The organism is Hymenobacter sp., assembly GCF_031398885.1.
Lineage (GTDB): Bacteria > Bacteroidota > Bacteroidia > Cytophagales > Hymenobacteraceae > Hymenobacter.
In genome coordinates, this window is record NZ_JANNOD010000106.1 from 1 (window position 1) to 24,535 (window position 24,535).

General features: G+C 64.8%; 16 protein-coding genes and 2 tRNA genes. 9 read left to right on the top strand and 9 right to left on the bottom strand.

From position 1 onward, the window contains the following. Positions 1–212 precede the first annotated feature (212 nt). The 4 genes from RMO51_RS19490 (at position 213) to omp85 (ending at position 10,286) form a co-directional block, all read left to right on the top strand. Positions 213–5,456 (top strand): translocation/assembly module TamB domain-containing protein, encoded by a 5,244-nt coding sequence (locus tag RMO51_RS19490; protein ID WP_310397617.1) that lies wholly within the window; start codon positions 213–215, stop codon positions 5,454–5,456. Positions 5,457–5,681: 225 nt separating this feature from the next. Next, the gene (locus RMO51_RS19495; protein WP_310397619.1) at positions 5,682–7,982 is read left to right on the top strand and encodes a BamA/TamA family outer membrane protein; all 2,301 of its coding nucleotides are present in this window, start codon (positions 5,682–5,684) and stop codon (positions 7,980–7,982) included. Positions 7,983–8,545: 563 nt separating this feature from the next. Beyond that, positions 8,546–8,818 (top strand): response regulator, encoded by a 273-nt coding sequence (locus RMO51_RS19500; RefSeq protein WP_310397621.1) that lies wholly within the window; start codon positions 8,546–8,548, stop codon positions 8,816–8,818. Positions 8,819–8,891: 73 nt separating this feature from the next. Continuing rightward, the gene (gene omp85, locus RMO51_RS19505) at positions 8,892–10,286 is read left to right on the top strand and encodes an Omp85 family outer membrane protein (protein WP_310397623.1); all 1,395 of its coding nucleotides are present in this window, start codon (positions 8,892–8,894) and stop codon (positions 10,284–10,286) included. Positions 10,287–10,426: 140 nt separating this feature from the next. Here the strand turns inward: omp85 and RMO51_RS19510 are convergent, their stop codons facing one another. From RMO51_RS19510 to RMO51_RS19535, 6 genes are all read right to left on the bottom strand, one after another. Continuing rightward, positions 10,427–11,743 carry a DASH family cryptochrome gene (locus RMO51_RS19510; RefSeq protein WP_310397625.1) on the bottom strand — a complete coding sequence of 439 codons (1,317 nt, stop codon included), beginning with the start codon at positions 11,741–11,743 and terminating at the stop codon, positions 10,427–10,429. A 143-nt stretch (positions 11,744–11,886) separates the two neighbouring features. Further along, positions 11,887–13,065 carry a hypothetical protein gene (locus RMO51_RS19515; RefSeq protein ID WP_310397626.1) on the bottom strand — a complete coding sequence of 393 codons (1,179 nt, stop codon included), beginning with the start codon at positions 13,063–13,065 and terminating at the stop codon, positions 11,887–11,889. Positions 13,066–13,293: 228 nt separating this feature from the next. Then, on the bottom strand, positions 13,294–14,391 hold the full coding sequence (locus RMO51_RS19520; protein ID WP_310397628.1) for a putative sulfate exporter family transporter: 1,098 nt from the start codon (positions 14,389–14,391) through the stop codon (positions 13,294–13,296). Between the two features lie 84 nt (positions 14,392–14,475). Further along, a complete protein-coding gene (locus RMO51_RS19525; RefSeq protein ID WP_310397630.1) occupies positions 14,476–15,387 on the bottom strand; it encodes a LysR substrate-binding domain-containing protein in 912 nt (303 codons plus the stop codon). Between the two features lie 126 nt (positions 15,388–15,513). Further along, a tRNA-Val gene (locus RMO51_RS19530) sits at positions 15,514–15,588 on the bottom strand. A 20-nt stretch (positions 15,589–15,608) separates the two neighbouring features. Beyond that, positions 15,609–15,683, bottom strand: a tRNA-Val gene (locus tag RMO51_RS19535). A gap of 254 nt (positions 15,684–15,937) precedes the next feature. On the opposite strand from RMO51_RS19535, the gene RMO51_RS19540 reads away from it, so the two are divergent. Further along, positions 15,938–16,807, top strand: a complete 870-nt coding sequence (locus RMO51_RS19540; RefSeq protein ID WP_310397632.1) for a TerB family tellurite resistance protein — start codon at positions 15,938–15,940, stop codon at positions 16,805–16,807. A gap of 24 nt (positions 16,808–16,831) precedes the next feature. Here the strand turns inward: RMO51_RS19540 and RMO51_RS19545 are convergent, their stop codons facing one another. Both RMO51_RS19545 and RMO51_RS19550 read right to left on the bottom strand, forming a co-directional pair. Further along, positions 16,832–17,956 (bottom strand): mechanosensitive ion channel family protein, encoded by a 1,125-nt coding sequence (locus tag RMO51_RS19545; RefSeq protein WP_310397633.1) that lies wholly within the window; start codon positions 17,954–17,956, stop codon positions 16,832–16,834. Positions 17,957–18,163: 207 nt separating this feature from the next. After that, entirely contained in the window at positions 18,164–19,426 is a 1,263-nt protein-coding gene (locus tag RMO51_RS19550; RefSeq protein ID WP_310397634.1) for an ABC transporter permease, read from the bottom strand. A gap of 184 nt (positions 19,427–19,610) precedes the next feature. Here RMO51_RS19550 and queA point away from each other — a divergent pair, with 184 nt between their 5' ends. The 3 genes from queA (at position 19,611) to RMO51_RS19565 (ending at position 22,540) form a co-directional block, all read left to right on the top strand. Then, on the top strand, positions 19,611–20,660 hold the full coding sequence (gene queA, locus RMO51_RS19555; protein ID WP_310397644.1) for a tRNA preQ1(34) S-adenosylmethionine ribosyltransferase-isomerase QueA: 1,050 nt from the start codon (positions 19,611–19,613) through the stop codon (positions 20,658–20,660). A 270-nt stretch (positions 20,661–20,930) separates the two neighbouring features. Next, on the top strand, positions 20,931–21,647 hold the full coding sequence (locus RMO51_RS19560) for a 2-C-methyl-D-erythritol 4-phosphate cytidylyltransferase (RefSeq protein ID WP_310397636.1): 717 nt from the start codon (positions 20,931–20,933) through the stop codon (positions 21,645–21,647). Positions 21,648–21,754: 107 nt separating this feature from the next. Further along, complete coding sequence (locus tag RMO51_RS19565; RefSeq protein WP_310397639.1) at positions 21,755–22,540, top strand: enoyl-CoA hydratase-related protein; 786 nt, start codon at positions 21,755–21,757, stop codon at positions 22,538–22,540. 185 nt (positions 22,541–22,725) lie between these two features. On the opposite strand, the gene RMO51_RS19570 is transcribed toward RMO51_RS19565, so the two are convergent. Next, entirely contained in the window at positions 22,726–23,583 is an 858-nt protein-coding gene (locus tag RMO51_RS19570; RefSeq protein ID WP_310397641.1) for a hypothetical protein, read from the bottom strand. A 205-nt stretch (positions 23,584–23,788) separates the two neighbouring features. Between RMO51_RS19570 and RMO51_RS19575 the strand changes: the two genes are divergently transcribed. Then, positions 23,789–24,400 carry a DUF4142 domain-containing protein gene (locus RMO51_RS19575; RefSeq protein WP_310397642.1) on the top strand — a complete coding sequence of 204 codons (612 nt, stop codon included), beginning with the start codon at positions 23,789–23,791 and terminating at the stop codon, positions 24,398–24,400. The last annotated feature ends 135 nt before the right edge of the window (positions 24,401–24,535 follow it).

Below are 24,535 nucleotides of genomic sequence, written 5' to 3' on the forward strand. Positions count from 1 at the left end.
GGGAGGCAATCCAATCGTGCGCCGGTTTTGATTACTGCTGCACGCGAGATGTCTCGGCAAGCTCGACATGACGTTCCGTCTGCGCATTCCTCATTCCTCATTCCTCATTCTTCATTAAGCGTAAGCGTAAGCGTCCCCTCCGCCAACCCAAACCCCTCATTCTGCGTTTGGGAACCGCACATTGCTCTGTTTTTCGCTTACTGATTCCCGCCTTGTCCATATTTCTGCGTCGCGCGCTCTACGGTCTGCTGGGGCTTTTAGCCCTGGTTTTGCTCCTCGTCATCGTGGTGGTGGTGGTGCTGCAATTTCCCGCCGGCCAGGACTTTGTGGCCCGCCGGGCCGAAGGGTACCTGCGCGGCAAGCTGAAGACCGAGGTGCGGATAGCCAAGTTTCGCACCGACTTCCGCCACGCCATCAACCTCGACGGCGTGTACCTGGAGGACCAGCAGCAGGATACGTTGGTATCGGTGGGCCACCTGGGCGTGGACCTTGACGTTTTCGCGCTGCTCAAGTCGCAAATCAACGTGTCGAACGTGGAGCTGAACGACGGCCGCGTGCGCCTGACCCGCACCGAGCCCGACTCGGTGAATAACTACGACTTCATCATCGCCGCCTTCACCGACCCTACTGCGCCTGTGGATACCGCGGCGTCGACCCTGAAATACGACATCGGCAAGGCCCGCCTCACCAACATCTACTTCACCCAGCTCGATGAGGTGAGCGGCTCCGACATTCGGGCCCGCATCGGCGAGTTCACGGCCAACATGGACGAGGTGGATGTAGCCCAGTCCATTTATAAAGTGGATAACGCCGCCCTGCGCCGCACGTCCATCAGCATCGCGCAAACCAAAACCGCCCCGGAGGTGGATAACCCCGCTCCTACCGAGCCGCTCACGCTGCAGTTTGGCCTGAACCGGGCCACGCTTGACCGCGTGTCGTTTACTTACAAGAACGACCCGGCGGCGCAGTTCATTGGCACCAGCATCGGGCTGGCCGATATCACGGCCCGCAACATCGACCTGCGCAACCAGCGGGTCGACCTCACCAAGCTCACCCTCAAGAACACGCGCTTCGCCTACGCCCAGAACGAGGCCGTGCCCGTGGCGCAGCGCGTGGTGAACCCCGCCGCAGCCGTGCGCCAGCTCGACGACGCCACCGACCGGGTGCAAGCAGCCACTGGGCAGTCGCTGAGCTGGCGCGTGACGCTGGGCGAGTCCGACATCAGTGGACTGGCCGTTAAGTTTGACAACTTCAACCAGCCCAAGCAGCGCACCCGGGTGTCGGCCCTGGACTATAACCACCTGGATTTTACCGACCTGGTGCTGAACACGCGCGATTTGCGCTACTCCGAAAACCGCACCACCGGCAAAGTCGACAACCTGGCGGGCCGCGAGCAAAGCGGCTTTCGCATCGACAAGTGGCGGGCTGATGTGGTGTACGACTCGGTGCAGATTCGGCTCGATAGTCTGGATTTGGTGACGCCGCACACCCGCATCCGGCGCACGCTGGCCATTGGGTTTGAAAGCCTGGCGGCCCTGAGCGACACCAAAAACCTGCCGAATCTGAAGCTGGAAGGCGACCTGCGCGACGTGCGCCTGGGCTTCCGCGACATCCTGTACCTGGCGCCGGACCTGGCGGGCACGCCGCCGTTCAACACCGGCCCCAACCAGAGCGTGCTGCTGAACGGGCAGATTGCGGGCCGGGTGGGCGACTTTACAGTGCGCAACCTGGAGTTTGTGGGCCTGCGCAACACGGTGCTGCGCGCCCGGCGCGGCCGCATTCAGGGCCTGCCCAACGTGGACGCACGGCTCTACGTCGACCTCGACATCCAGCAGTTCAGCACCTCCCGGGCCGACATTCTGAGCCTGGCGCCCAAAGGCAGCATCCCGAGCAACATCAGCATTCCGCCCACGCTGGCTTTGAGCGGCACCTTTCGCGGCCGGCCCACCACGCTGGCCTTCAACACCAACCTGAAGCTGCGCTCCACCTACGGCGACCTCGCATTCAGCGGCAACCTGGGGGCGGCGCAGGCCAACGGGCGGCAGCCGCTGCTGGGCACGTTTGCCGTGGGCGGGTTTGATTTCGGCCGCCTGCTCAAGAACCCGCAGCTGGGCCGCGTCACGGCGTCGGGCCGCGTGAACGCCACCGGCGACCTCAAGGACCCGGCCACGCTGGTGGGCCGGGTGCAGGCCACCGTGCAAAGCGCCCGCTACAACGGCTACACCTACCGCGGCTTGGCCACCACCGTCGACTTGGACCGCAACCGCTACGTCATCAACGCCAGCAGTAAGGCCGACCCCAACCTGAACCTCGACCTGCGGGCCGTGGTGAACCTGCGCGACGCCCGCAACCCCCGCTACGAGGTGTCGTCGCTCGACCTGCGCGGGGCCAACCTCACGGCGCTGGGCTTCTACACCGGCGGTGATTTGCGCGTGCAGGGCAACCTGCAGGCCAACATTTCGGGCGCGGACCTGAACACGCTCAACGGCACCTTCAACGGCACCAACGTGGTGGTGGTGCGCGACAATCAGCCGTTTGCCTTCGACACGCTGCAAGGCAAAATTACCCAGACGGCCACCCGCACGGCGGTGGACTTCAACTCCAGCATCGTGGCCGCCAAGCTGGACGGCAACGTGCGGCTGGGCGATTTGGCCACCGAAATCCAGCAGCACGTCGACCGGTATTTCGACCTGCCGGACGTGCGCTACGTAGCCAGCTCGGCCGACCGGCGCTTTGCCTACGCGCTGCGCCTCAAAGACGTGAAGCTGGCCACCAAGCTGGTGCCCGGCCTCAAGCAGATTTCGCCCTTCACCCTGGCCGGCGACTACAGCCGGCAGGACGCCCGCCTCACGGCCAACACCAGCATTCCGGTCTTGATTTACAACAACTACCGGCTTGACTCCCTGCGCCTGGACGTGGGCTCCGATGCCAGCAAGCTCGATTACGGCCTGCGCTTGGCCCAGGCCGCGCAGGATACCACCCTGAAGCTGCGCCGCCCCAGCATCGTCGGCAACGTGGCCGATAACAAGGTTTTCACCCGCGTGGCCATCTTGGGCGACTCGGCTAACCGGGAACGGCTGGCCGTAGCGGGCACCTTGCAGGAGCTGGCCCTGAGCGGCGGCCGCAACAGCAGCGTGGTGTACCAGTTTTCGGCCGCGCCGCAGCAGGTCATCAACTACGAGGACTGGACGGCCGGGGCCAACAACTTTGTGCGCTACTACCCCAACGGCACCGTGGTGGCCGACGGCTTGAACCTGACCAACGGCCGCAGCAGCCTCGCCCTGCAAAGCCAAAACCCCCGGGTGCAGACCTCGCCGCTCAACGTCACATTCACCAGCTTCGAGCTGGGCGAGCTGGCGCGCATCGTGCAGCAGCAGGATTCGCTGGTGGCCGGCACGCTCAACGGCACGGCCCGCATCGACAATCTGGGCACCAAGCGCCAGGCTTTCACCGCCGACGCGACGGTGAACAACCTGGTGTTTCAAAAAGCCCTCATCGGCGACATTGCCTTCAAGGCCACCAACCCCGTCGCCGGCCGCTACGACGTGGACGCCCGGCTGACCGGCGGCGCGCCCGGCTCGGTGGGCGGCGCTGGCAACGACGTGCAGATACGCGGCACTTACCTCGCCACCAGCGCTACCCCGCTCGACCTCACCGTGGATGCCACCCGGCTCAACCTCAAGCTCATCGAGCCCTTCTCGGCCGGCCAGGTGCGCAGCGCCAGCGGCTACATCCGCGGGCGGCTCACGGTGCGGGGCGCCACGGCCGCGCCGCAGGTGCGCGGCACGCTCACTACTTCCGACGACGCCGGCTTTGTGGTGCCGCAGCTGGGCTCGCCCTATCGCCTGCCCAATCAGGCGCTGGCTTTCGACGACCGCGGCATTGCCTTTCGCGACTTCACAGTGCTGGATTCAGCCTCGAACCGGGCCGTGGCGAATGGGTATTTGCTGACCAAGAACTTCACGGACTTCTCTTTTGACCTGCGGGCCACGACCGACAAGTTCCTGGCCGTGCGCAGCACCCGCGAAAACAACGAGCTGTTCTACGGCCGGCTGGTGCTGGATTCGGACACCCGCCTGACTGGACCGCTGGAACTCATTAAAATTGACACCCGGGTGACCGTGGCCCAGGGCTCGAATCTGACGGTGGAGTCGCCGAGCGCCACGCCCACCGCCGTGGAGCGGGAGGGCATCATCGAGTTCATCGACAAGAGCGCCCCGCTCGACACCATGCTGGCCCGCAAGCTGGCCACGGACACGCTCAAAACGGCGGCCAAAGGCTACGACATCACAGCGGTCATCACGATTACCGACCGCACGCCGTTCACCATCGTCATCGACCCGGCCAGCGGCGACAACCTGCGCGTGCGGGCGGCCGGCACGCTCAACACCGCCATCGCGCCGGACGGCACCATCTCGCTCAGCGGGCGGCTCGACGTGACGCGCGGCCTGTACCGGCTCTCGCTCTACAACCTGGCCACGCGGGAATTTGTCATCCGCAAGGGCTCGTCCATTACCTGGAGCGGCGACCCGCTCAACGCCGCGCTCGACATCACGGCCGTGTACAAGCTGCAAACGGCGCCGGCCGAGCTGCTGGCCGGCCAGGGCACCGACGACCCCGCCAGCGCCTCGCTGGCGCGCAACCGGCTACCGTTTAACGTGCTGTTGAAAGTGAGCGACGAATTGAGCAAGCCCACCATCGGCTTCGACATCCGCCAGCCCGAAAACCAGCGCACCAGCGCCACCAGCGAACAGGTGGAGGCCAAGCTGGCCCAGCTGCGCCAGCCCAACCAAACCTCCGAGCTGAGCAAGCAGGTGTTTTCGCTGCTGATACTGGGCCGGTTCGTGGCGCAAAATCCCTTCCAGACCAGCAGCGGCGAGGGCCTGGTGGCCTCGCAGCTGCGGGGCAGCGCCAGCGCCGTGCTCACCGACCAGCTCACCAACCTCACCGGCAAGTACCTCTCTGGCCTGGGCCTCGACCTGGGCGTGACCAACCAGGCCGCTTACGCCGCCGACGGCTCGCAGGGCAGCCGCACCGACCTGAACGTGGCCGTGCGCCGCCAGCTGCTCAACAACCGCCTCACTGTGCGCGTGGGCACCGACATTGCCCTGAGCGGCAACACCGGTACCCAGAGCACCCAGGGCCAGAACAGCCCCAGCAACCTGGCCGGCGACGTGAGCCTGGAGTACACCGTGCTGCGCGACGGTCGCCTACGGCTGCGCGCGTTCCGCCAGAATGGTTACGAGGACATCGACGGGGCCATCATCCGCACGGGGGGGGCGTTGGTGTTTCAGCGCGACTACCAGAACCTGCAAGAACTGTTCGCGAAGGTGCCGGCCGACGTGAAAGCCGAGCGCAAAGTGAACCGCAAGCAGGAAAAAGCTGATAAGGAGGCCGCCAAAGATTCTGTCCAGGCCCCACCTACGGCGCTGGCGGATACCACGGAGACGAAGTAACGCGGCGCTTAAATAAGCGGCGATTAATGAAGAATAAACATCATGCCGAGCGCAGCATCTCGCGTGCGGCGGCAACGCAATTGTTCAACGAAGCGAACGAGATGCTGCGCCGCGCTCGGCATGACGTTCTGTTAGAGTAGTGCCAAGCCCTAATCTTACTGAAGAAGCATGAGGAATGGAGAATTCAATATGAGAAGTCAGCCGTCACGAACGAGAAAGCAGGGGTTGCCCAAGTGGCAATTTCTCATTCTTCATTCCTCATTCTTCATTCTAATTTCGGCTTGCTCGGGCCTGAAGTACATTCCCGAGGGTCAGCGACTTTACACCGGCAGCAAGGTCGTTATCAAGACGCCTGAGAAGATAGCGAACGAGTCGGCCCTGCAGAGCGAGCTGGAATCGGTGATTCGGCCCAAGCCCAACGCCGCCATTCTCGGGCTGCGGCCCAAGCTGTACTTCTGGCACCTGGGCCTGGGCAAAAAGAAGGGCCTGAAGAAGTTTCTGGCCGATAAGTTCGGCGAAGCGCCGGTGTTGCTGAAGGACGTAAAAATCAGCGCCACCACGGGCCTCATCACCAACCGGCTCTACAACAATGGCTTCTTCCAGGGTACGGTGAGCCACGAGGTGAAAACCGCCGACAAAACCGCCCAGGTGGACTACACGGCTACCACGGGCCGGGTCTACACCCTGCAGGAAATTCAGTTCCCGGACCGCGACACGCTGGTCGACATCGCCGTCCGGGCCACCCGGCCCGGCACGCTGCTCAAGGCGGGCGACGCCTATAACCTGAACACGTTCACGGCCGAGCGGGTCCGCATCGACAACGTGCTGAAAAACCAGGGCTACTTCTACTTTTCGCCCGAGTACCTGCTGTTTCAGGTCGACAGCACGCTGAACCACAAGGTGAACGTGTACCTGCGCGTGAAGGCCACCGCCCCCGCCAAGGCCACCCGCCCCTACTGGCTCGACCAGGTGAAGCTGAACACGAGCTACGTGCTGACCGATACTACCCGGCGCCAACCCATCCTCTACGACAAGTTTCAGTACTTCCCCGACGAGGAGGTGTTCAAGGCCAAGGCCATTACTAATTCCACGTTCCTGTACCCGGACAGCCTGTACCGGCGGCGACGGCGCGACCAGACCATCAGCCGCCTGATGAGCCTGAACACGTTCAAGTTCGTGGAAATCCGCCTGGCGCCGGCCGCGGCGGGCGACTCGGCCGGCCGCGCCCGGCTCGACGCCGACGTGCTGATGAGCCAGCTCAAGCGCAAAAGCCTGCGGGCCGACCTCCAGCTGGTGTCGAAGAGCAACGGCTTTACTGGGCCGGGCCTCAACGTGACGTTCCGCAACCGCTCGGCCCTGCGCGGCGGCGAGCAGCTGCAGCTCACCGCCGTGGCCTCGACTGAAACCCAGACCAGCGGCAATACGGGCGCGCTGGGCCTGACTAGCTACGAGCTGGGCCTGAACGCGCAGTTGTTCATTCCGCGCCTGGTGGTGCCCAACCTGCCGCTGCTCAACGTGCGCTTGCCCAACTCCGACTTCCAGCCGCGCACCACCCTCGGGGCCGGCGTCCGGGCCGTGACCCGCGCCGACTACTTCGCCCAGAACTTTTTCAACCTGAACTACGGCTACACCTTCAAAACCAAGATTACCAACGAGCAGGAAATCCGGCCCATCGACATCACCTACGTGCGCTTCACTCCCACTGCCGCGTTCGATACCATCCTGGCGGAGCGGCCCTTTCTGCGCAGCGCCTTCGAGCAGCAGTTCATCCTGGCCAGCTCCTACCGCTACACCTACAACCAGCAGGTGCTGGAGCAGCGTCGCCAGCAGATTTACTTCAGCGGCCAGGTTGAGGCCAGCGGCAACGTGGCCCAGGGCATTGTCAGCAGCCTCGGACGCGCCCGGAACGACAACGGCCGCTACACCATCGCCGGCCAGGAATTCAGCCAATACCTCAAGTTCGACCTGGAGCTGCGCGAGTACTTCCGCATCAGCCAGGACCCCGCCAAGGGCAACCGCCTCGTGGGCCGCCTGCAAGCCGGTATCGGCCTGCCCTACGGCAATTCGAGCGTGCTGCCCTACCCCAAGCAGTACGGCATCGGCGGGCCCAACAGCGTGCGCGCCTTCGCCGCCCGCGGCCTGGGCCCCGGCACCTACCGCCCGCAAACCAAACAGCAAGACCTTAACCAGTTCTACGACCAGGTGGGCGACATCCGCCTCGAAGGCAACGTCGAGTACCGCCAGGACCTGGTGCCCTACCTCAAGGGCGCCGTGTTCGTCGACGCCGGCAACATCTGGCTCGTGAACGAGGACCCCGACCGCCCCGGCAGCAAGTTCAGCTCCAGCACGTTTCTGCAACAGTTGGCCGTGGGCGCCGGCGTGGGCCTGCGCGTCGACGTGCAGTTCTTCGTTATCCGCTTCGACTTCGCCTTCCCCCTCACAGCGCCCTACGGCACTCCGCTCGACGCCGACGGCAACCCCGACCGCGCCGGCCGCTTCAATCTGGCCATCGGCTACCCGTTTTGAGGTTGCCAGTGGGCCAGCATCACTCCCCGATTTGCTTGACGCGCGAAGCCCAAGGAAAGCGGACGACAGTTGGAAAAGTCACATGGTTGGTTGGAGCGGTTCTCAGGCTTGGGTATGCGGCGCGGCCGGCGCAACCTCACGTGACCCCTGCGGGGCGGGCGTCTCCCAAGGAGAGAGGAGCCAGACGACCATTTACTGCTACCTGGCGTACTTGAGGGCGCTGACTGGCGGGAAAGCGTAATAAGTAGTCGGCCAAAAGTAACCGTACAAACGGCGCGCCTGGTTCACCTCACCCCCGGCCCCTCTCCCAAGGAGAGGGGAGTTGGCAAAGGACTTATCTGGCTCCCCTCTCCGCGGGAGAGGGGCCCGCCCCGGAGGGGTCTCGTGAGGTTGCCGGGACCGGGCAAAAGGCACGGTTACTTTTGGCTGACTACTTAATTCTGATTGGACCCCAAGCAGCGTGGTAGTACCTGACTTTTCGGGTGGTTTGCTTGTTGCCGCAGCCGTCAGAAAGTCTTCAGAATTGCCGGCTACCTTTCGGCCGTTCTAACCCTTGCACCCCTGTGAAGCTGCTGATTGCAGAAGACGAGCCGGCCCTGCGCACCTCGCTGGTGGACTACCTGCGCCAGGACGGCTACGTGGTGGAAGCGGCGGCCAGCTACGAGCCGGCCCACGAGAAAATCAAGCTCTACCGCTACGACTGCGTGCTGCTGGACCTGACCCTGCCCGACGGCAACGGGCTGGACGTGGTGCGCACACCCAAAGCCGACCGTTCGCCAGCCGGCGGGCTCAGCAACCGGCACTCCGCGACGATGACGGCCTATCGCGAACAATGAATTGATTGCCCGGTTAGCGGCCCGCTTCCTGTGGCCCCTACTATCACCCCTCAGAAAATAAATGGAAAAAAGAATGTTGCGTACCTGGCTAACGGCCTCATTCGGCCTGTTGGCCTCCGGGGCCTTTGCCCAACAAGTGGAAGTGGACAGCCTCTCCTTTATCCGCTCCAAGCGCATGTCGGACGATGACTTGGCCAAAAAACGGGAAGGACTGTTCGTGACCGGGTTGCCGGACCTGTCTGCCGACCCGGTCACGGAGGTGGGGTTTGGGGTGAAAACCAACATTATTTGGAACGGCACCCGCGACAATCCGCTGTTTGCCTACACGCCCTACCTCACGCGCCTGCGCGCCAACGCGGCGTACTACACCAGCAACGCCCGCGAGTTGACGCTTTCCCTGGACGTGCCCTACTACAAGGGCACGCGCTGGCGCTACCGCCTCGACTTCAAGGCGCAGCAAAACCCAGCCAACCTGTACTTCGGCTCGTCCGAGGCCACGCTCGGCCGCCTGCGCCTGCCCTCGAACCCGGACGTCACCTTCGCCACTTACGCCGACTACGACGCGGCCCGCAAGGCCCTGCGGCCCGGGCAGCCCGGCGAAGCCGCGGAGGTCACCGATGCCCTGTCCAACCGGTTCCGCGAAACCGAGGTGATGCTGAACCTCAAGGCCGACTACGCCCTGGGCAAAGGCAAATGGCGCGTCATGGGCGGCTACGAGATTCAGCACCTGTCGTATGTCACGTTCCAGGGCACGGAAGCCGAGGCCACCCTTCCCCCCAACGGCCAGGAAACCACGGCCCCCAACGGCACGGCGTTGCTCCGGCGCGATGCGCAGCAGGGGCTCATATTCGGCCTAGACGGTGGTTGGGTGTCCATCGTCCAGGCGGCGCTGATTCACGATACGCGGGACTTCGAGCCCGACCCCACCCGCGGGGTTTACTTCGAAGCGGCCAACGAGTTTTCCGGCCCGGTCATTGGGTCGCAGTTCAGTTTCAATAAGCTGTTTTTCCAGGGCCGGGCCTACCGAAAGCTGCCCGTCGGCAAGCGCACGGTGCTGGCCGGGCGGGTCGGCGTGGGCAACATTTTTGGCAGAGAAGCCCCGTTCTTTGAATTCCAGGACCAGTGGAGCCCCGATGGCAGCATCAACGCCCTGGGCGGCCGGCAGTCGTTGCGCGGCTACCGGGCCAACCGTTTCCTGGCCCGCTCGCTGGCGTTTGCCAACGCCGAGCTGCGCATCCGGCTGGCCGATGTCAAGCTGGGCAAGCAGCGCTTCGGGCTGGGCGTGGCCCCGTTTGCGGATGCCGGCACGGTGCGCGACCGGTGGCAGGACCTGGGCTTCCGCGACGTCCGGTTTTCGTACGGGGCCGGGGCGCGCATTGCCTGGAACCTATCCACCATCCTCTACGCGGATTACGGCTTGTCCAAAGAAGACCGGCTGTTCTACTTCGGCATCGGTCAGAATTTCTAACGGCCCGCAGCCGGTAGGTGGGCGCTGGGGTGCCGGCGGGCCCGCGGTTGCCGAGGCCGGGCCACCGGGCAGGGTTGGTGGCCGGGAGTGGTTGCGCCGGCCGCGCCGCAGACCCGTCGCTGAACTTGTTTCGAGCCGCGCTACGCCCCCCACGTGCGCACGTAGCGGCCCTGCGGGTCGTAGCGCTTGGCCTGCTGCGGAATGTCGAACGCCGTGTCGCGCACGTCGGTGCCGGTGCCGGCGATGTACTTCCAGTTGCCCCAATTTGAAGCCGCGTCGTGGTCGATGAGCTGGTGCTCGAACCAGGCCGCGCCCCGGCGCCAGTCCTGGTGCAGGTCGTGGATGAGGTAGCTCGCGGCGTTCTGACGGCCGCGGTTGCTCATGAAGCCCGTGGCCGCCAGCTCGCGCATGTTGGCGTCCACGAAGGCGTTGCCGGTGCAGCCGGCCGTCCAGGCGTCGAACGCGGCCGGGTCGGGTTTCGTGGGCTTGGGCAACTGGTCGCGCAGCCCGCGCCAGCGGAAGAAGTCCGCGCCGGTGCGGTGGGCCAGCAGCCGGAAGTAGTCGCGCCAGAGCAGCTCCAGCCGCAACTGCATGGCGCCCTTGCTGCGGGCGCCGTGGGTGGCGTCATACTCATCAATAGCCGCCCACACCTGGCGGGCCGACAAGCTGCCATTGGCCAGCCAGGGCGAAAACTTGGTGCTGAACGCCTCGCCCAGCATCTGGTTGCGGGTGTCGTCGTAGCGGCCGATGAGGTGGCGTTCCACGGCGTAGTCGTGCAGGCGGGCCAGGGCGGCCGTTTCGCCCCCGCCCAGCGCGGGCAAGGCCGAGCGGCGGTCGCGCGGCAGGGCGGCCAGGGCCGGTTGCCCCAAAGCGGCGGCCAGCGCGGCGGCGGTGGGCAGCGGCGCCAGCTCCAGGCCGGCCGGCCGGGCGGGCAACCGGCGCGGCGCCGGCAGCGGGGGCCGCACAGGGGTGCGGCTGGCCACGTCGAACCGAAACTTGCTGAACGACAGCGGCAGATTGGCAATGGGAATGGGCAGGTCGTCGGGGTGGAGCAGCGTCAGGCTCTCGAAGCGGCGCAGGGGCACTTGCGGGCCCAACGCTGCTTCCACGGCTTCTTCGGCTTCCTCTTCCTCGGTGGTGTGCTCGGCGCTGGTCCATACTTCGCCCAGGTTCAACTGCTGCACCAGGGCGGGCAGTACTTCCTCGGGCCGCCCGATGGCAAAGTGGATGCCCGAGCCCAGCGCGGCGTAGCGCCGCTGCAAGTCGGCTAGCGTTTCGAGCAGGAAGGGCAGGCGGTGCGGGCCGGTGCGGGGCCGGCCCAGGTAAGCGTCAGGGCCGAGGGCCACGGGGTCGAAGCAGTACACCGGCAGCAGGGCTGTGGTGGCGGGCGGCAGCGCGGCCAGCGCGGCGTTGTCGTGCAGGCGCAGGTCGTTGCGCAGCCAGTAGAGGACGGTCATAAGTAGCGGGAGCTTGGTTGCTGCACCAACAATTTTTCCCGCCATTCTTCCCGCGGCCGGGCCCCTCCCCCACCACCCCGCCATGAGGGTTTGTTGCCGGGTCCGCAGCTTGGGCGGCCGGCACCTGCGCGGAAGCCTTCGTATCAGCGAATGATTGGGGACCGCTCAAACGGCCGGGTTTCGTCGAACAGCTTGCGGTAAGTGACGTGCGTTTTGCAGATTTTTGCGCCAACCGAGCGGGTGGTGGCCAGCATCCGGGGGTTGAAGTCGCCAATCCAATTCATTTCGCAGTCGGTGTAGCCCGCGTCTTCCATGGCTTGCCGGGCGTGCACTATCAGCACGCTGTCCACGCCCTTGCCTTGGTGGGCGGGCACCACGCCGTAAATCACGCCAAACATCTTTTTCGGCTGGCGGCGCTGGTAGCGCCACCGCTCCCACCCGAACCGCAGCTTGCCCACCAAGTCGAGCCGCGGGCCAATGTGCTTGATAATCTGGTTCAACTCGGGCAGGCTCAAAAAGAAGGCCACCGGTTCGTCCTCGTGGTAGGCAAACCACAGCAACTGCTCGTCCAGCACCGGCCGCATCTGCCGCACCAACTGGCGCGCCTTGTCCAGCGGCATGGGCGGCACGCCCGGGTGGTTGGCCCAGGCCAGGTTGTACACGTGGTGAAAGTCCTGGGCCATGCGCGCGGGGTCGCGCTTCTGCACGTGGGCGAAGCGGTAGGCCGGTTGCTCGGCGGCAAAGGCGGCGGCCCGCTTGTCAAAGCTGGGGTGCAGGGGCTCGGCCACCCGCCGGGCACAGGTGTACTGCTTGAAATACAGCTGAAACCCGTACTGCTCAAACAGCCGCTGGTAGTAGGGCGGGTGCCAGAACATGCCGTAGGTGGGCTCCCGCTCGAAGCCGTCGACCAGCAGGCCCCAGAACCGGTCGCGCTCGCCGAAGTTGATGGGGCCGTCCATGGCCTGCATCCCCCGCGCCGCCAGCCAGGCCCGGCCCGCGTCGAACAGCGCGGCGGCGGCGGCCTGGTCGTCGATGCACTCGAAGAACCCCAGCCCGCCGGTGGGCAGGTCGGCATCGGTTGCGGCCGGGGCCGCACGGTTCAGGAAAGCCGCCACCCGGCCAATGGCCGCCCCGGCCGCATCGGTCAGGACCCAGCGAATGGCCTCGCCATGGGCAAAATTAGGGTTTTTGGCCGGGTCGAACACGGCCTCAACCTCTTCCGCCAGCGGGCCGATGTAGGCCGGTTGGCCCCGGTGCAAGCGCGCGGGCAGGTCCAGAAACATCCGCGCCAGGCGGGCATCAACAACTTCGAGAAGCGGCATAGAAAGAAAGCACGGGTCCGGCCCTTCAACGAGGGAACGCCGAAGATGGTCCGGCCGGGTCACAAAGAAACAGCCTGCCCGTCGCCCCGGGCCGCCCGGCGCCAACCGTTTTCCCAACCGCCCCGGCGGCCGGCCAGGCGCCGGGCCGGCCAACACCCGCCCCCGCCGCACTTGGTTCTGCCTGCATTACCGCAGCAGCGCACCGTAAGGCTGCCCACACTCATACAACTACCCCGCGTGCATAATCACGTAGAGCGAAACCGTTGAAATCACCGCCCACAGCGTCACGCCCAGCACGTAGGGCCGCACCCCCACCGAGCCCAGCACCCTGGCCGACAAGCCCGCGCCGATGAAAAACAGCGTCACCGTGAGGCCGACTTTGGCCAGGCCCACCAGCACCGGCCCCACGGGCCGGGCCCAGGGTACGAACGTGTTGATGAGCATGGCCGCGACGAACCCCAGGATGAAGTAGGGAATTTTCACTTTCACGCCCTGCTGCCTGAAAAGCACGGCCGTGCCGAGAGCCACCGGGATAATCCACAGGGCGCGGGCCAGCTTCACGGTGGTGGCCACTTCCAGGGCCTGGGGGCCGTAGGCCGCGGCGGCGCCCACCACCGACGAGGTGTCGTGGATGGCAATGGCGCACCAGAGGCCAAACTGCTGCTGGGTCAGGGCCAGCGCGTGGCCAATGGGCGGAAAGGCGAACAGGGCCAGCGCATTCAGCACGAATACCGTGCCCAGCGCCACCGACATTTCCTCGTCGTTGGCCCGCAGCACCGGGCCCACCGCCGCAATGGCGCTGCCCCCGCAAATGGCGGTGCCGCAGGAAATCAGGTGCACCACGCGCCGCCCCAGCCCCAGCCAGCGCCCCACCAGAAACCCCAGGCCAAGCGTGCCGGCAATGGAAACCACCGTGAACCAAAAGCCCTCCCGGCCGGCCTGCACGGCGGCGTGGGCATTCATCCCAAAGCCCAGTCCGATGACCGAAACTTGCAGCAGTTTCGCGGTGAGGGCCCGGGTGCGCGCCACAAAAGGGTTGCCCACTGTTTGGGCCAGCGCCAGCCCGAGCGCCAATGCCACGGGCGGCGAGGCCCAGGGCGTGAGGCAAAAACCCAGGCCCAGAAAAAAAACTGCTTGCCGCAGCGTAACGGCTTCCCTCAGCACCATGTGCGGCGCGTGGAAGTGGCGGAAAAACCCGCTGGCCGGCCCGGGCTCGGCCGTGCCGCCGGGCGCCGCCGGCGCAGCTGCCGCTTTGGCGCTGGGGGCCGGCACGGCCGCGCCGGACGCGGCGACGGAACGGCGGCGGCGCAAAACTGGCAATGACATGGGACGAAGGCTTAGGCCCCCGCAAAAGTACGGCAGCAGCTGCCCGTGGGGTTATCCAAAAAGGTAATCTGCCATTACCTCAGGTTATGCAAATTGCGTCACGTGGCCTTGGGCAAAGCTCAGAAACCGCTGCGCCAGCCGCCCCAGCGGCTGCCCCTGCACCCACACGGCTTCGAACTGCCGGGGCAGGCGCAGCCCGGCCACCGGCACAATTTCCAGCAGCCCCCCGGCCAGCTCCCGCGCCAGGGCCCGGCGCGAAACAAACCCCAGGGCTTCGGGCGCAGCCTCCAGATAGGACTTGATGGCCTCGGTGTTGTCAAAGTAAAACGCCACCGGTAGGCTTTTGAGCTTGATTTTGAGCGCGTGCAGGGCAAACTCCAGCACCTCCAGCGTGCCGGAGCCCCGCTCGCGCAGCACCAGCGGCCGGGCCAGCGCTTCGGCCAGCGGCAGGGGCTGCGGGGGCGGGCCGGCGGCCGTGGCGCCGCGCACGGCCACCAGCTCGTCGGTCAGCAGCAGCTCGTAGTGCAGGTCGCGGCTCTTGGAGCGGCCCTCCACGAAGCCCAGGTCCAGCTCGCCGCGCAGCAGGGCCTCGGCGATGCGCTCGGAATTGGCGTTGAGCAACGTGAGCTGCACCCGGGGGTGGCGGGCCTGGAACGCGGGCAGCAGCCCCGGCAGCACGTACTGGGCCAGGGTGGTGCTGGCGCCCAGGCGCAGGCGGCCGGCGGCTTCCCCGGGGTCGCGCAGGGCGTGCAGTTGGTCTTCCAGTTGCTGGTGGGCGTGCGCCACGGCCTCGGCGTGGGCCAGCAGCAGGCGGCCCGCCTCGGTGAGGGCCACGCGGTTGCCGCGCCGCTCCAGCAGCCGCTGCCCGTACTGGCGCTCCAGTTCGCGCACGTGCTTGGTGACGGCCGGCTGCGTGATGAAAAGCTCCTGCGCGGCCTTGGTGAAGCTCAGGTGCTGGGCCACGGCCTGGAACACGCGAAGGCGAAAGTCGGACATGGCCCCAAGGTAAACGGCTTTTCGGTGACGGACCCGCGGCCGCAAGGTATGCCAAGCAATGGGCACCGCGGCAGCCGCCGGACGTAAAAAAGCCGCCCTGCCGAGCGGCGGGGCGGCTTTTTAGAGTGGGAGATACTGGATTCGAACCAGCGACCCCCTGCGTGTGAAGCAGGTGCTCTAAACCAACTGAGCTAACCTCCCAAAGGCCAACGAAATAAGGGTGGGGGATACTGGGTTCGAACCAGTGACCCTCTGCTTGTAAGGCAGATGCTCTGAACCAGCTGAGCTAATCCCCCGGGCATTTCCTTTTTGGGAGTGCAAAGATGGGAGGTCTTTTCGAAAAAGCCAAACATATTTCCGTTTTGCCGACCAAACTCTTTGGTTTCAACGCCAGTAGATACCGCAATAACCTCGTTTTCAAAAATCCGTTTTATTCACCCAAGGGCTCCCCTGCGAGCCAAAGTGCGGCCCGAGGACAAGCAACGTATTGGCGCCGCCCCCGTTTACCTTTTCAACCATTTCCCCAACCAACGCTTAACGCTTCTTCCTCATGGAAACCCAACTTCTCCAAAACTATTCCGAAGCAGAAAAAACGGCTTATTTGAGCGCCATTGCCAGCCTGGCCACTGCCGACCGCCAAGCCTCGGACGCGGAGCTCCAGTTTTTGCAGGAGCTGGCCCAGCAGGCGGGCCTCCCGAGCGATGCCACCCAGCAGGTGGTGGCGGCGGCCCGGGATGCCAACAACCAGAGCATCCAGCAGCACCTCGACGCACTCAAGGGCAGCGACTTGCGCTTCTCGCTCGTCACCGACCTCATCAGCTTCGCGCGGGCCGATGGCGCCTACGCCAACGACGAGGAGGCCATGATTGGCAAGATGTCGCAGTACCTCGGCATCAACCCCGAGCAGAAGCAGGCCCTGGAAACGGTGGTGGACCAGGCCGCGACCGTGGCCCACGACCCGCAGGACCCCGCCAAGGAAAGCTTCTTCGGCGGCATTGGCGACAAGCTGTCCAGCGTGGGCATCCCCAAAAGCGCCCTGATGGCCGGCTTGCTCGGCGTGGTAGCGCCCATGGTCATTTCCCGGGTGGTCGGGGGCCGGGACCAGAGCGGCGGCATGGGCGGCGGCAGCCTCGGCGGCCTGCTCGGCGGCGCGGCCAACAGCGGCATGGGCGGCCTGCTCGGCGGGCTGCTGGGCGGCGGCATGTTGGGCGGCCTGCTAGGCGGCGGCAACCCGGCCGCGAACGTGCCGCAGCAGGGCGCGGGCATCGGCAGCGGCGGGCTGGGCTCGATGATGTCCATCCTAGGCGGGCTGGGCGGGCGGCCCAACTCGCAGCCGGCCAGTGCGGGCGGCGCGGGCTTGGGCGGCCTGCTCAGCGGCGGCATGGGCGGCCTGCTCGGCGGGCTGTTTGGCGGGCGGTAATTGCCCGAACCGCGGATTCGCGGCTCAGACTTTTGGGGCGGCGACGGCGACGGGGGCGGGCGCCCCGGCAAACAGGCCGCCCTCGCGCTCTACCACCTCCACCAGCCGGTAGTTGAGGTCCTCCTTCACGTTGAGGTACTCGTCGTAGCTGGTGGTGTCCACGAAGTATTCCACGGTCACCTCCTTGCCGGCGGGGGTCAGGGCGCTGAACTTCATCTGCGCGGCCTGGCTGACGAGCGGATGGTCCTGCAAGGCCGCGAGCGAGCCGGCGATGATGGCGTGGAGCTGGGCGCTGGTGGTGGCCTGGTCGAAGGTGAGGGTGAAGCCCACCCGGCGCGAGGTGCGCAGCGAGAGGTTGTCGAGGGGCTTGTCAATCATGCTTTTGTTAGGCACGGTGAGGTAGCTTTTCTCGGCCGTGCGCAGGCGGGTGCTGCGGAAGCCAATTTTCTCAACCGTGCCCGTCACCGGGCCGGCCGTGACGAGGTCGCCCACGCCGAAGGGCTGGTCGAGGAAAATGGTGAAGGAAGCAATGAGGTTTTCCAGGCTTTCCTTGGCCGCAAAGGCCACGGCCAGCCCGCCAATGCCCAGGCCGCCCACCAGGGCCGTCACGTTCACGTTGAACACGTGGCCCAGCGCCACCAAGCCCGCGATGATGATGAAAAACACCTTCAGCAGGTCTTTGGCGAAGGGCAGGAACTGATTGCTAAGGCGGGAAGGGCTGCCCTGTTCGCGCAGGGCCGCCCGGCGGGAGGTTACCAGCAGCCCAAAGTCGATGAGGCACAGGGCCACCCGCACCGCCGCCACGATGAAGGCCAGCGCCAGCAGGCGCAGCAGCAGCACTTCGTGCCAGGGCAACTGCCCGCCGGCGGCCACGGCCGTGGGCCCGTGCGGGTAGGTGAGCGTGGCGCCGGCCAGTTGCAGCGTCACCACCAGCAAGAGCGTCGAGAGCGGCTGAATGAGCAGGGCGCTTAGTTCTTCTTCGCTCACGCCGCCCGTGTAGCGCTTGGTCAGGGCAAAGAGCAGCTTGCTGAGCAGCCGCGAAAAGAGGCGCCGGAAAACGGCGCCAATCAGTAGAATAAGAGCCGCTACCAGGTATTGGCCCAAAGTGTTGCTCAAAAATTCGTACTTCAACAAAGCGTCAAGGGTCATGGAGTTGCTCCGGCTTTGGGGTGGAGAGTTGCTGAATAAAATCACCGCGCGCAAAAACGACGCGCCTTTCTTACTGAATCAGTTTTGAAAAGAGTTAAAAGTTGAGAGTTAAGAGTTAAAATTCATCCGGTCAGAATTTTAACTCTTAACTCTCAACTTTTAACTCTTAATTCTTAACTCCGCCTACGTGAGCACTTCTGCGGAATTCTACTTGGCCCGTATGGCGATGACGGGGTCCAAATTGGCGGCCAGCACGGCCGGCACGATGCCGGCAATCACGCCGATGCCCACGGACACCAGCAGGCCCAGCACCACGCGCCCCACCGACATGGTGAGCGGCAGCGAGTCCTGCGGCACCAGCGTCACGAGCCACACCAGCACGATGCCCGCCCCGCCGCCGATGAGGCACAGGCAAATGGCTTCGAACAAGAACTGGAACAGGATGAAGAAATTCTTGGCCCCCAGTGATTTCTGGATGCCGATGATGTTCGTGCGCTCCCGCACCGAGACGAACATGATGTTGGCAATGCCGAAGCCGCCCACCAGGATGGCAAACGACCCAATGACGCCCCCCACGATGCCGATGACCCCGAACAGCTTGCCCACGGCCGAGGCCACCATCTCGGGCCGGTTCAGGGCAAAGTTGTCTTCCTCGCGGGGCTTGAGGCCGCGGATGTTGCGCATCACGCCGCGCATTTCGTACTCCAGGTCGAGCAGGCCGGGGTCCTCGTCGCGGCCCTTCACAGCAATGGTGGCGCTGGGGCCGCCGCTGAAGCCGTTGACGCTCAGCGCAAATATCTTGGTAAATGCGCCGAACGGAATGATGCAGTTGGCGTCGTTGCTGGAAATGGTGATGAGCTTCTTGCCCTCTTTTTCCATCACGCCGATGACGGTCAGCGTCAGGCCGCGGGCTTTGAACTGCTGGCCCAGGGCGTTGCCGTTCGGAAACAGGTTTTCGGCGATGGTGGCCCCGATGACGGCCACCGGCCGGGCGGCGTCCACTTCCTGGCTGGTGAAGTAGCGGCCGGCTTTAACGGGCACGTTGCTCACCACCCGAAAGTCGTAGCTCACGCCCTGGAGCACGCAGTCGGCCACCGAGTTGGAGCCCGCTTTCAGCGTGTTGCCGTTGTTGGCGGCGAAGATGGCAATGCCCTTGTTGTTGGGGCCGAGCTGCCGGCGCAGCTGCTGGTATTCGCGCGGGGTGGGCACGGGCCGCCGGAAATACTTCCACCACGGAAAATCGGCATCAAAGGCAAAGGGCCATTTCGAAACGTAAATGACTTTGTCGCCCACAAAATCGAGGCTGCTGCGGATGTTGGCCTCCAGCGAGTCGACGATGGTGAAGACGGCGATGATGGAAAAAATGCCCACCGTGACGCCCAGCAGCGAGAGAATGGTGCGCAACAAATTGGACTTGAGGGCGTCCCAGGCGAAGCGGAAACTTTCGATGGTGAGGCGGAGGGTCAGCATAAACAAGGGGGAGTACGTATGAGTCGGGAGCCGGGGTCAAAAGACGGGAATCAGCCGGGAAGTTGCTGAGGCCTAAAGGTCGGACCGGCCGACGGCAGCCCCGAAAAACTGGATGCTGCCGAAAAAAGCCTTACTTTTGCATCCCCAAATTTCCGTATCTTCCCCAAATTACTGCCCTATGGCGATGAAATTGCACGAGTTCAAATTTGAACTCCCCGAGGAACTGGTCGCGCTGCATCCGGCCCGCAACCGCGACGAAAGCCGCCTGATGGTGGTGCACCGCGCCACCGGCCAGATTGAGCACCGCGGCTTCAAAGATATCCTCGATTATTTCGTCGAGGGCGACGTGATGGTCCTCAACGACACCAAGGTTTTCCCGGCCCGCCTCTACGGCAACAAGGAAAAGACCGGCGCCAAGATTGAGGTGTTCCTGCTGCGCGAGCTCAACAAGGAGCTGCGCCTGTGGGATGTGCTGGTGGACCCGGCCCGCAAAATCCGGGTCGGCAACAAGCTCTACTTTGGCGAGTCCGACATGGTGGCCGAGGTGATTGACAACACCACCTCGCGCGGCCGCACCATCAAGTTTCTGTTCGACGGCACCGACGACGAGTTCCGCAAGGCGCTGTACGAACTGGGCGAAACCCCGCTGCCCAAGGAAGTCATCAACCGCGAAACCGAGCCGGCCGACAAGGAGCGCTACCAGACCATCTACGCCGAGCACATTGGCGCCGTGGCGGCCCCGTCGGCGGGCCTGCACTTCACCCGCGAGGTGATGAAGCGCATGGAAATCAAGGGCGTGGAGCCCGCGTTCGTGACGCTGCACGTGGGCCTGGGCACCTTCCGCACCGTGGACGTGGAGGACCTGACCAAGCACAAGATGGATTCGGAGAACTTCATCGTGACGGCCCCGGCCTGCGACGTCGTGAACAAGGCGCTCGACCACAAGAAGCGCGTGTGCGCCGTGGGCACCACCACCATTCGCGCCATGGAGGCGTCGGTGTCGGCCAACGCCCGCATGAAGCCCACCCAGGGCTGGATTGACCGGTTCATCTTCCCGCCCCACGACTTCAAGATTGCCAACTGCCTGCTCACCAACTTCCACATGCCGGAAAGCACGCTCATCATGCTGGCGGCGGCCTTCGCCGGCTACCCCCTGCTGATGGAGGCGTACAAGGAAGCCATCAAGGAGAAATATAAGTTCTTCAGCTACGGCGACGCCATGCTGATTCTTTGAGGGACTCGGGGTCTTAGGGTCTTGGGGTCTTGGGGACTTGGTTTCGCGGGGTCTTGGGACTTGACCGAAAACTCAGCACGTCGTGCAGAGCGTTCTGCGCATCAAGCAGAGACGAAGCATCTCGCTCGCCTCGTTGAACAAAAGGGTTACTGCCGCACGCGAGATGCTTCACTGCGCTCTGCATGACGGTTTCTTGTTTTGCAGCATGTTCTCAAGCGCCGGCAGCCCCAACGGAGCGCCGGCGCTTTTTCATGCCTGAACTTCGCCGCGATGAACCCCTCTTCCAACCAAGCCCCCAAGCTCCCGAGCCCCAAAGCCCCCAGGTTTGCCATTCTAGTGGCCGGCGGCAGCGGCACCCGCATGGGGGCCGACCGGCCCAAGCAGTTTCTGCTGCTGGGCGGCGAGCCCGTGCTGCTGCACACCCTGCGCCGCTTCGCCGAGCCTGCGCTGGGCGTAACTGCCATTGTCGTGGTGCTGCCCGCCGACCAATTAGTTACCTGGCAGCAGTTGTGCGCGCAGCATCAGGTGGCCATTCCGCACACGCTGGTGCCGGGCGGCGCCACGCGCTGGGCCTCGGTAAAGGCCGGATTGGCGGCGCTGAGCGCCCACCCCGAGGGCCTGGTGGCGGTGCACGACGGCGTGCGGCCGCTGGTGCCGCGCCTAGTGGTGGAGCGGACCTACGCCGCCGCCGCCACCCACGCCGCCGCCGCCGCCGCCGTGGTGCCCAAGGACTCGGTGCGGCTGGTGTCGCCGCACGGCTCAGCGGCCCAGAACCGCAGCCGCCTGCGCCTCATGCAGACGCCCCAGACGTTTGAGATTGACCTGCTGCGCCGGGCCTACGCCATGCCCGAGCTGGCCACGTTCACCGACGACGCCACGGTGGTTGACGACTTGTGCCGGGTGCAACTGGTGGAAGGCGACTACCGCAACCTGAAAATCACCACCCCGGAGGATTTGCTGGTGGCGGAGGCGCTATTGATGTGCTGATTTCTGGATGTGCTGGTCCTCCGACCGTACAAGGCCGTTATTTGCACAAAGTTCTCCGGTTCACTTTCCTAGCACATCAGCACATCTAAAAGTCAGCATATCACCATATGGACTACACCAGCCTACTCTACGACGTGCGCCCCGACGGCGTGGCCACCATCACTCTGAACCGCCCGGAGGTGTTCAACGCCTTCAACGACCCGCTGAGCTACGAGCTGCAAGACGCCCTGAAGCAGGTGGCGCGCGACGCGGCCGTGCGGGCCGTGGTGCTCACGGGCGCGGGCCGGGCCTTCTGCTCAGGCCAGGATTTGAAGGCGGCGCAGGGGGCCGAAAAACGCTCCTTTTACGACTCGCTGCACAAGCGCTACAACCCCATCATCCGGGCCATGCGCGGTTTGCCTAAACCCATCATTGGCCGGATTAACGGCGTGGCGGCGGGCGCGGGCTGCTCGTTGGCGCTGGCCTGCGACGCGTTGGTGGCCAGCACCGACGCCTCGCTGATTGAGGTGTTCATCAACATTGGGCTGGTGCCGGACTCGGGCTCGTCGTGGTTTCTGCCGCGGCTGGTGGGCACGCTCAAGGCCTTCGAGCTGTGCAGCCTGGGCACCAAAGTACCGGCCGAAGAAGCCCTGCGGCTGGGCCTGGTGAACCAGGTGGTGGCCCCCGAGCAGCTCGACGAGGCCACGTACGCCCTGGCCGCCCGCTACGCCGCCGCCCCCACCAAATCCATCGGCCTGCTGAAGCAGATGCTCAACAAGGCCGGCGCCGCCACCCTGGACGAGATGCTGGACTACGAGGCCCACTGCCAGCAGATTGCCGGCGAGTCGGAGGATTATTTTGAAGGCGTGAAAGCCTTCGGCGAGAAGCGCAAGCCGGTTTTCAAAGGCATCTGAATCACGAATTCCTGCGGATTTTTCGGATTACCCGGATTTTGTGAACGGCGCAGATGCCGGTCTTTTCAACCGTAAAAAAGGCCATTCGATGGAATGGCCTTTTCTCTTTCTGCATTGCCTTCGAGTTCGCGTCCACAAAATCCGGGTAATCCGAAAAAATCCGCAGAAATCCGTGATTCAGATACTTACCGCAGGGTAATGGTCCGGGTGCGGTTGCCGTTGATGGTGACCGAGGCGATGTTGTCGCACTTGTCGGTGCTGGCCGGGTCGTAGTTCAGCAGTAGGGTGTTGCCTTTTTCGTTGCTGATGCTGACGGTGCCCGACGCGAAGTGGCGGAAGCAGCCCGCGGTGAACCGCTTGATGAGGGGCTGGCCGATGGTGGCCGTGTACTCCGTGCCCTTGCGGTTGGTGCCGCTGGCCGAGCCGGTGATGCTGTACTCGTCGTCCGAAATCTGGGGCGTGCCGAAGCCGGCGGTGCGGGTGAACACGCGCTGCGCCGTCCAGGAGTGGGTGCCGCCGTTGTTGGCCCGGATGATGCTGGCGCTGGGCACGCTCACGCTAAAGGAGCCGTTGCCGAGGTCGGTAAAAATGCGGGTGGCGGTGTGCTGGTTATCGTTCACGAAGTAGCCCTCGCGGGTAACGGTGGCCCCGGAGTGGCGGCGCAAGTCGTTGCCGGTGAAGACGATGATGATTTTGCCGCGGCGGAAGCGGCCGTCCGGGCACAGGCAGTTGGTGGGCCCGAAGTCGATGACCAGCGTGCGCAGGTCGGCGTTGTAGGTGCGGGTGGCGCAGCGGCCCACCAGGCGCTCCAGCTCGGCGGCGCCGGCCACGGCGGGGCTGCCGGTCAGGGTTTCGTCGACGGGGGCGGCGGCATTCAGCAGGTCGCTGTTCATGGCCAGTTCTTCGTCGCCGCTGCCCTGGTCTTCGGCCGATACGACGTCGTCGGGGGTAATCCGGTCGGCGTCGCGCTCGCAGCCGGTGGTGAGGAGCAGGCCGCTGGCGAGGCAGGCCAGAGCCAGGGAACGGAAAGTGGTGGTACGCATGGTGATAAGTGAAATGAAGGGGTTAATTAATGAGGTGAACTGCGTTTGTGGCCGGTTGGAAGCAGACGCCCCGCAGGAGTTTAAAGCGGGTTCCAAAAAAACTTTGGACGGCTCCCGCAGCGGGCCCCGGAAGAACCCAGCCGGGGGCTCGTCGTATACCGTAGCCCCGGGTTTCGGGCGCTTTTCACCACTTCACTTGCTTACCATGCGCAGTTTGCAGTTTCTTTCGAAGCCTTCGCGGCGGTTGTTTTGGCAAGTGGCCGTGGCGTTGCCGCTGCTCACGGGCTGCTCGTCGGGCGGCGAGGGCACCGACGCCGTGGAAGCGGCCAACGCCCAGAACCAAAGCAAAATCAGCGACGAGGACGTGACGGCCAAGCAGGAGGCCGACGCCAAGTTTTTGGTGAAGGTGACCGGCAATGCCCTGCTGGAAGTGGAGTTGGGCAAGCTCATGCTGGCGCGGGCCAGCTCCCCCATCGTGCGCAGCTACGGGACCCGCGTGGTGCAGGAGCGCCTGGAGCTGCTGGCCGCCCTGCGCACCCTGGCCGGTGCGAAAAAGCTCGCCATCCCCCCCGCCCTGGGCGAGGACGAGCAGGCCGCCTACCACGAAGTCAACACCCGCTCCGGCACCCAGCTCGACAAGCAGGCCGTGGCCCTCATTGTGCGCACCCAGAAGCAGGACGAAGAGGCGTTCGACAAGATGAAGGACGACGCCTACGACGGCGACATCCGCGGCTTCGCGGCCAAGCACCTGCCGGCAGTGGAAGAGCAGTTGGCTGCCGCCGACGAAGTAGCCGATGACATTGAGGACATGCCCTAGGCTGTACGGACAATTACCTTTGCTTTCGTGAACGCCTTAGACGAAATTAGTGACCGGACGTGGTCGTTGTTGGCCCCGCACTTGGCGGGCAAAGCCGGTGACGTGGGCCGCACGGCGGGCGACAACCGCTTGTTT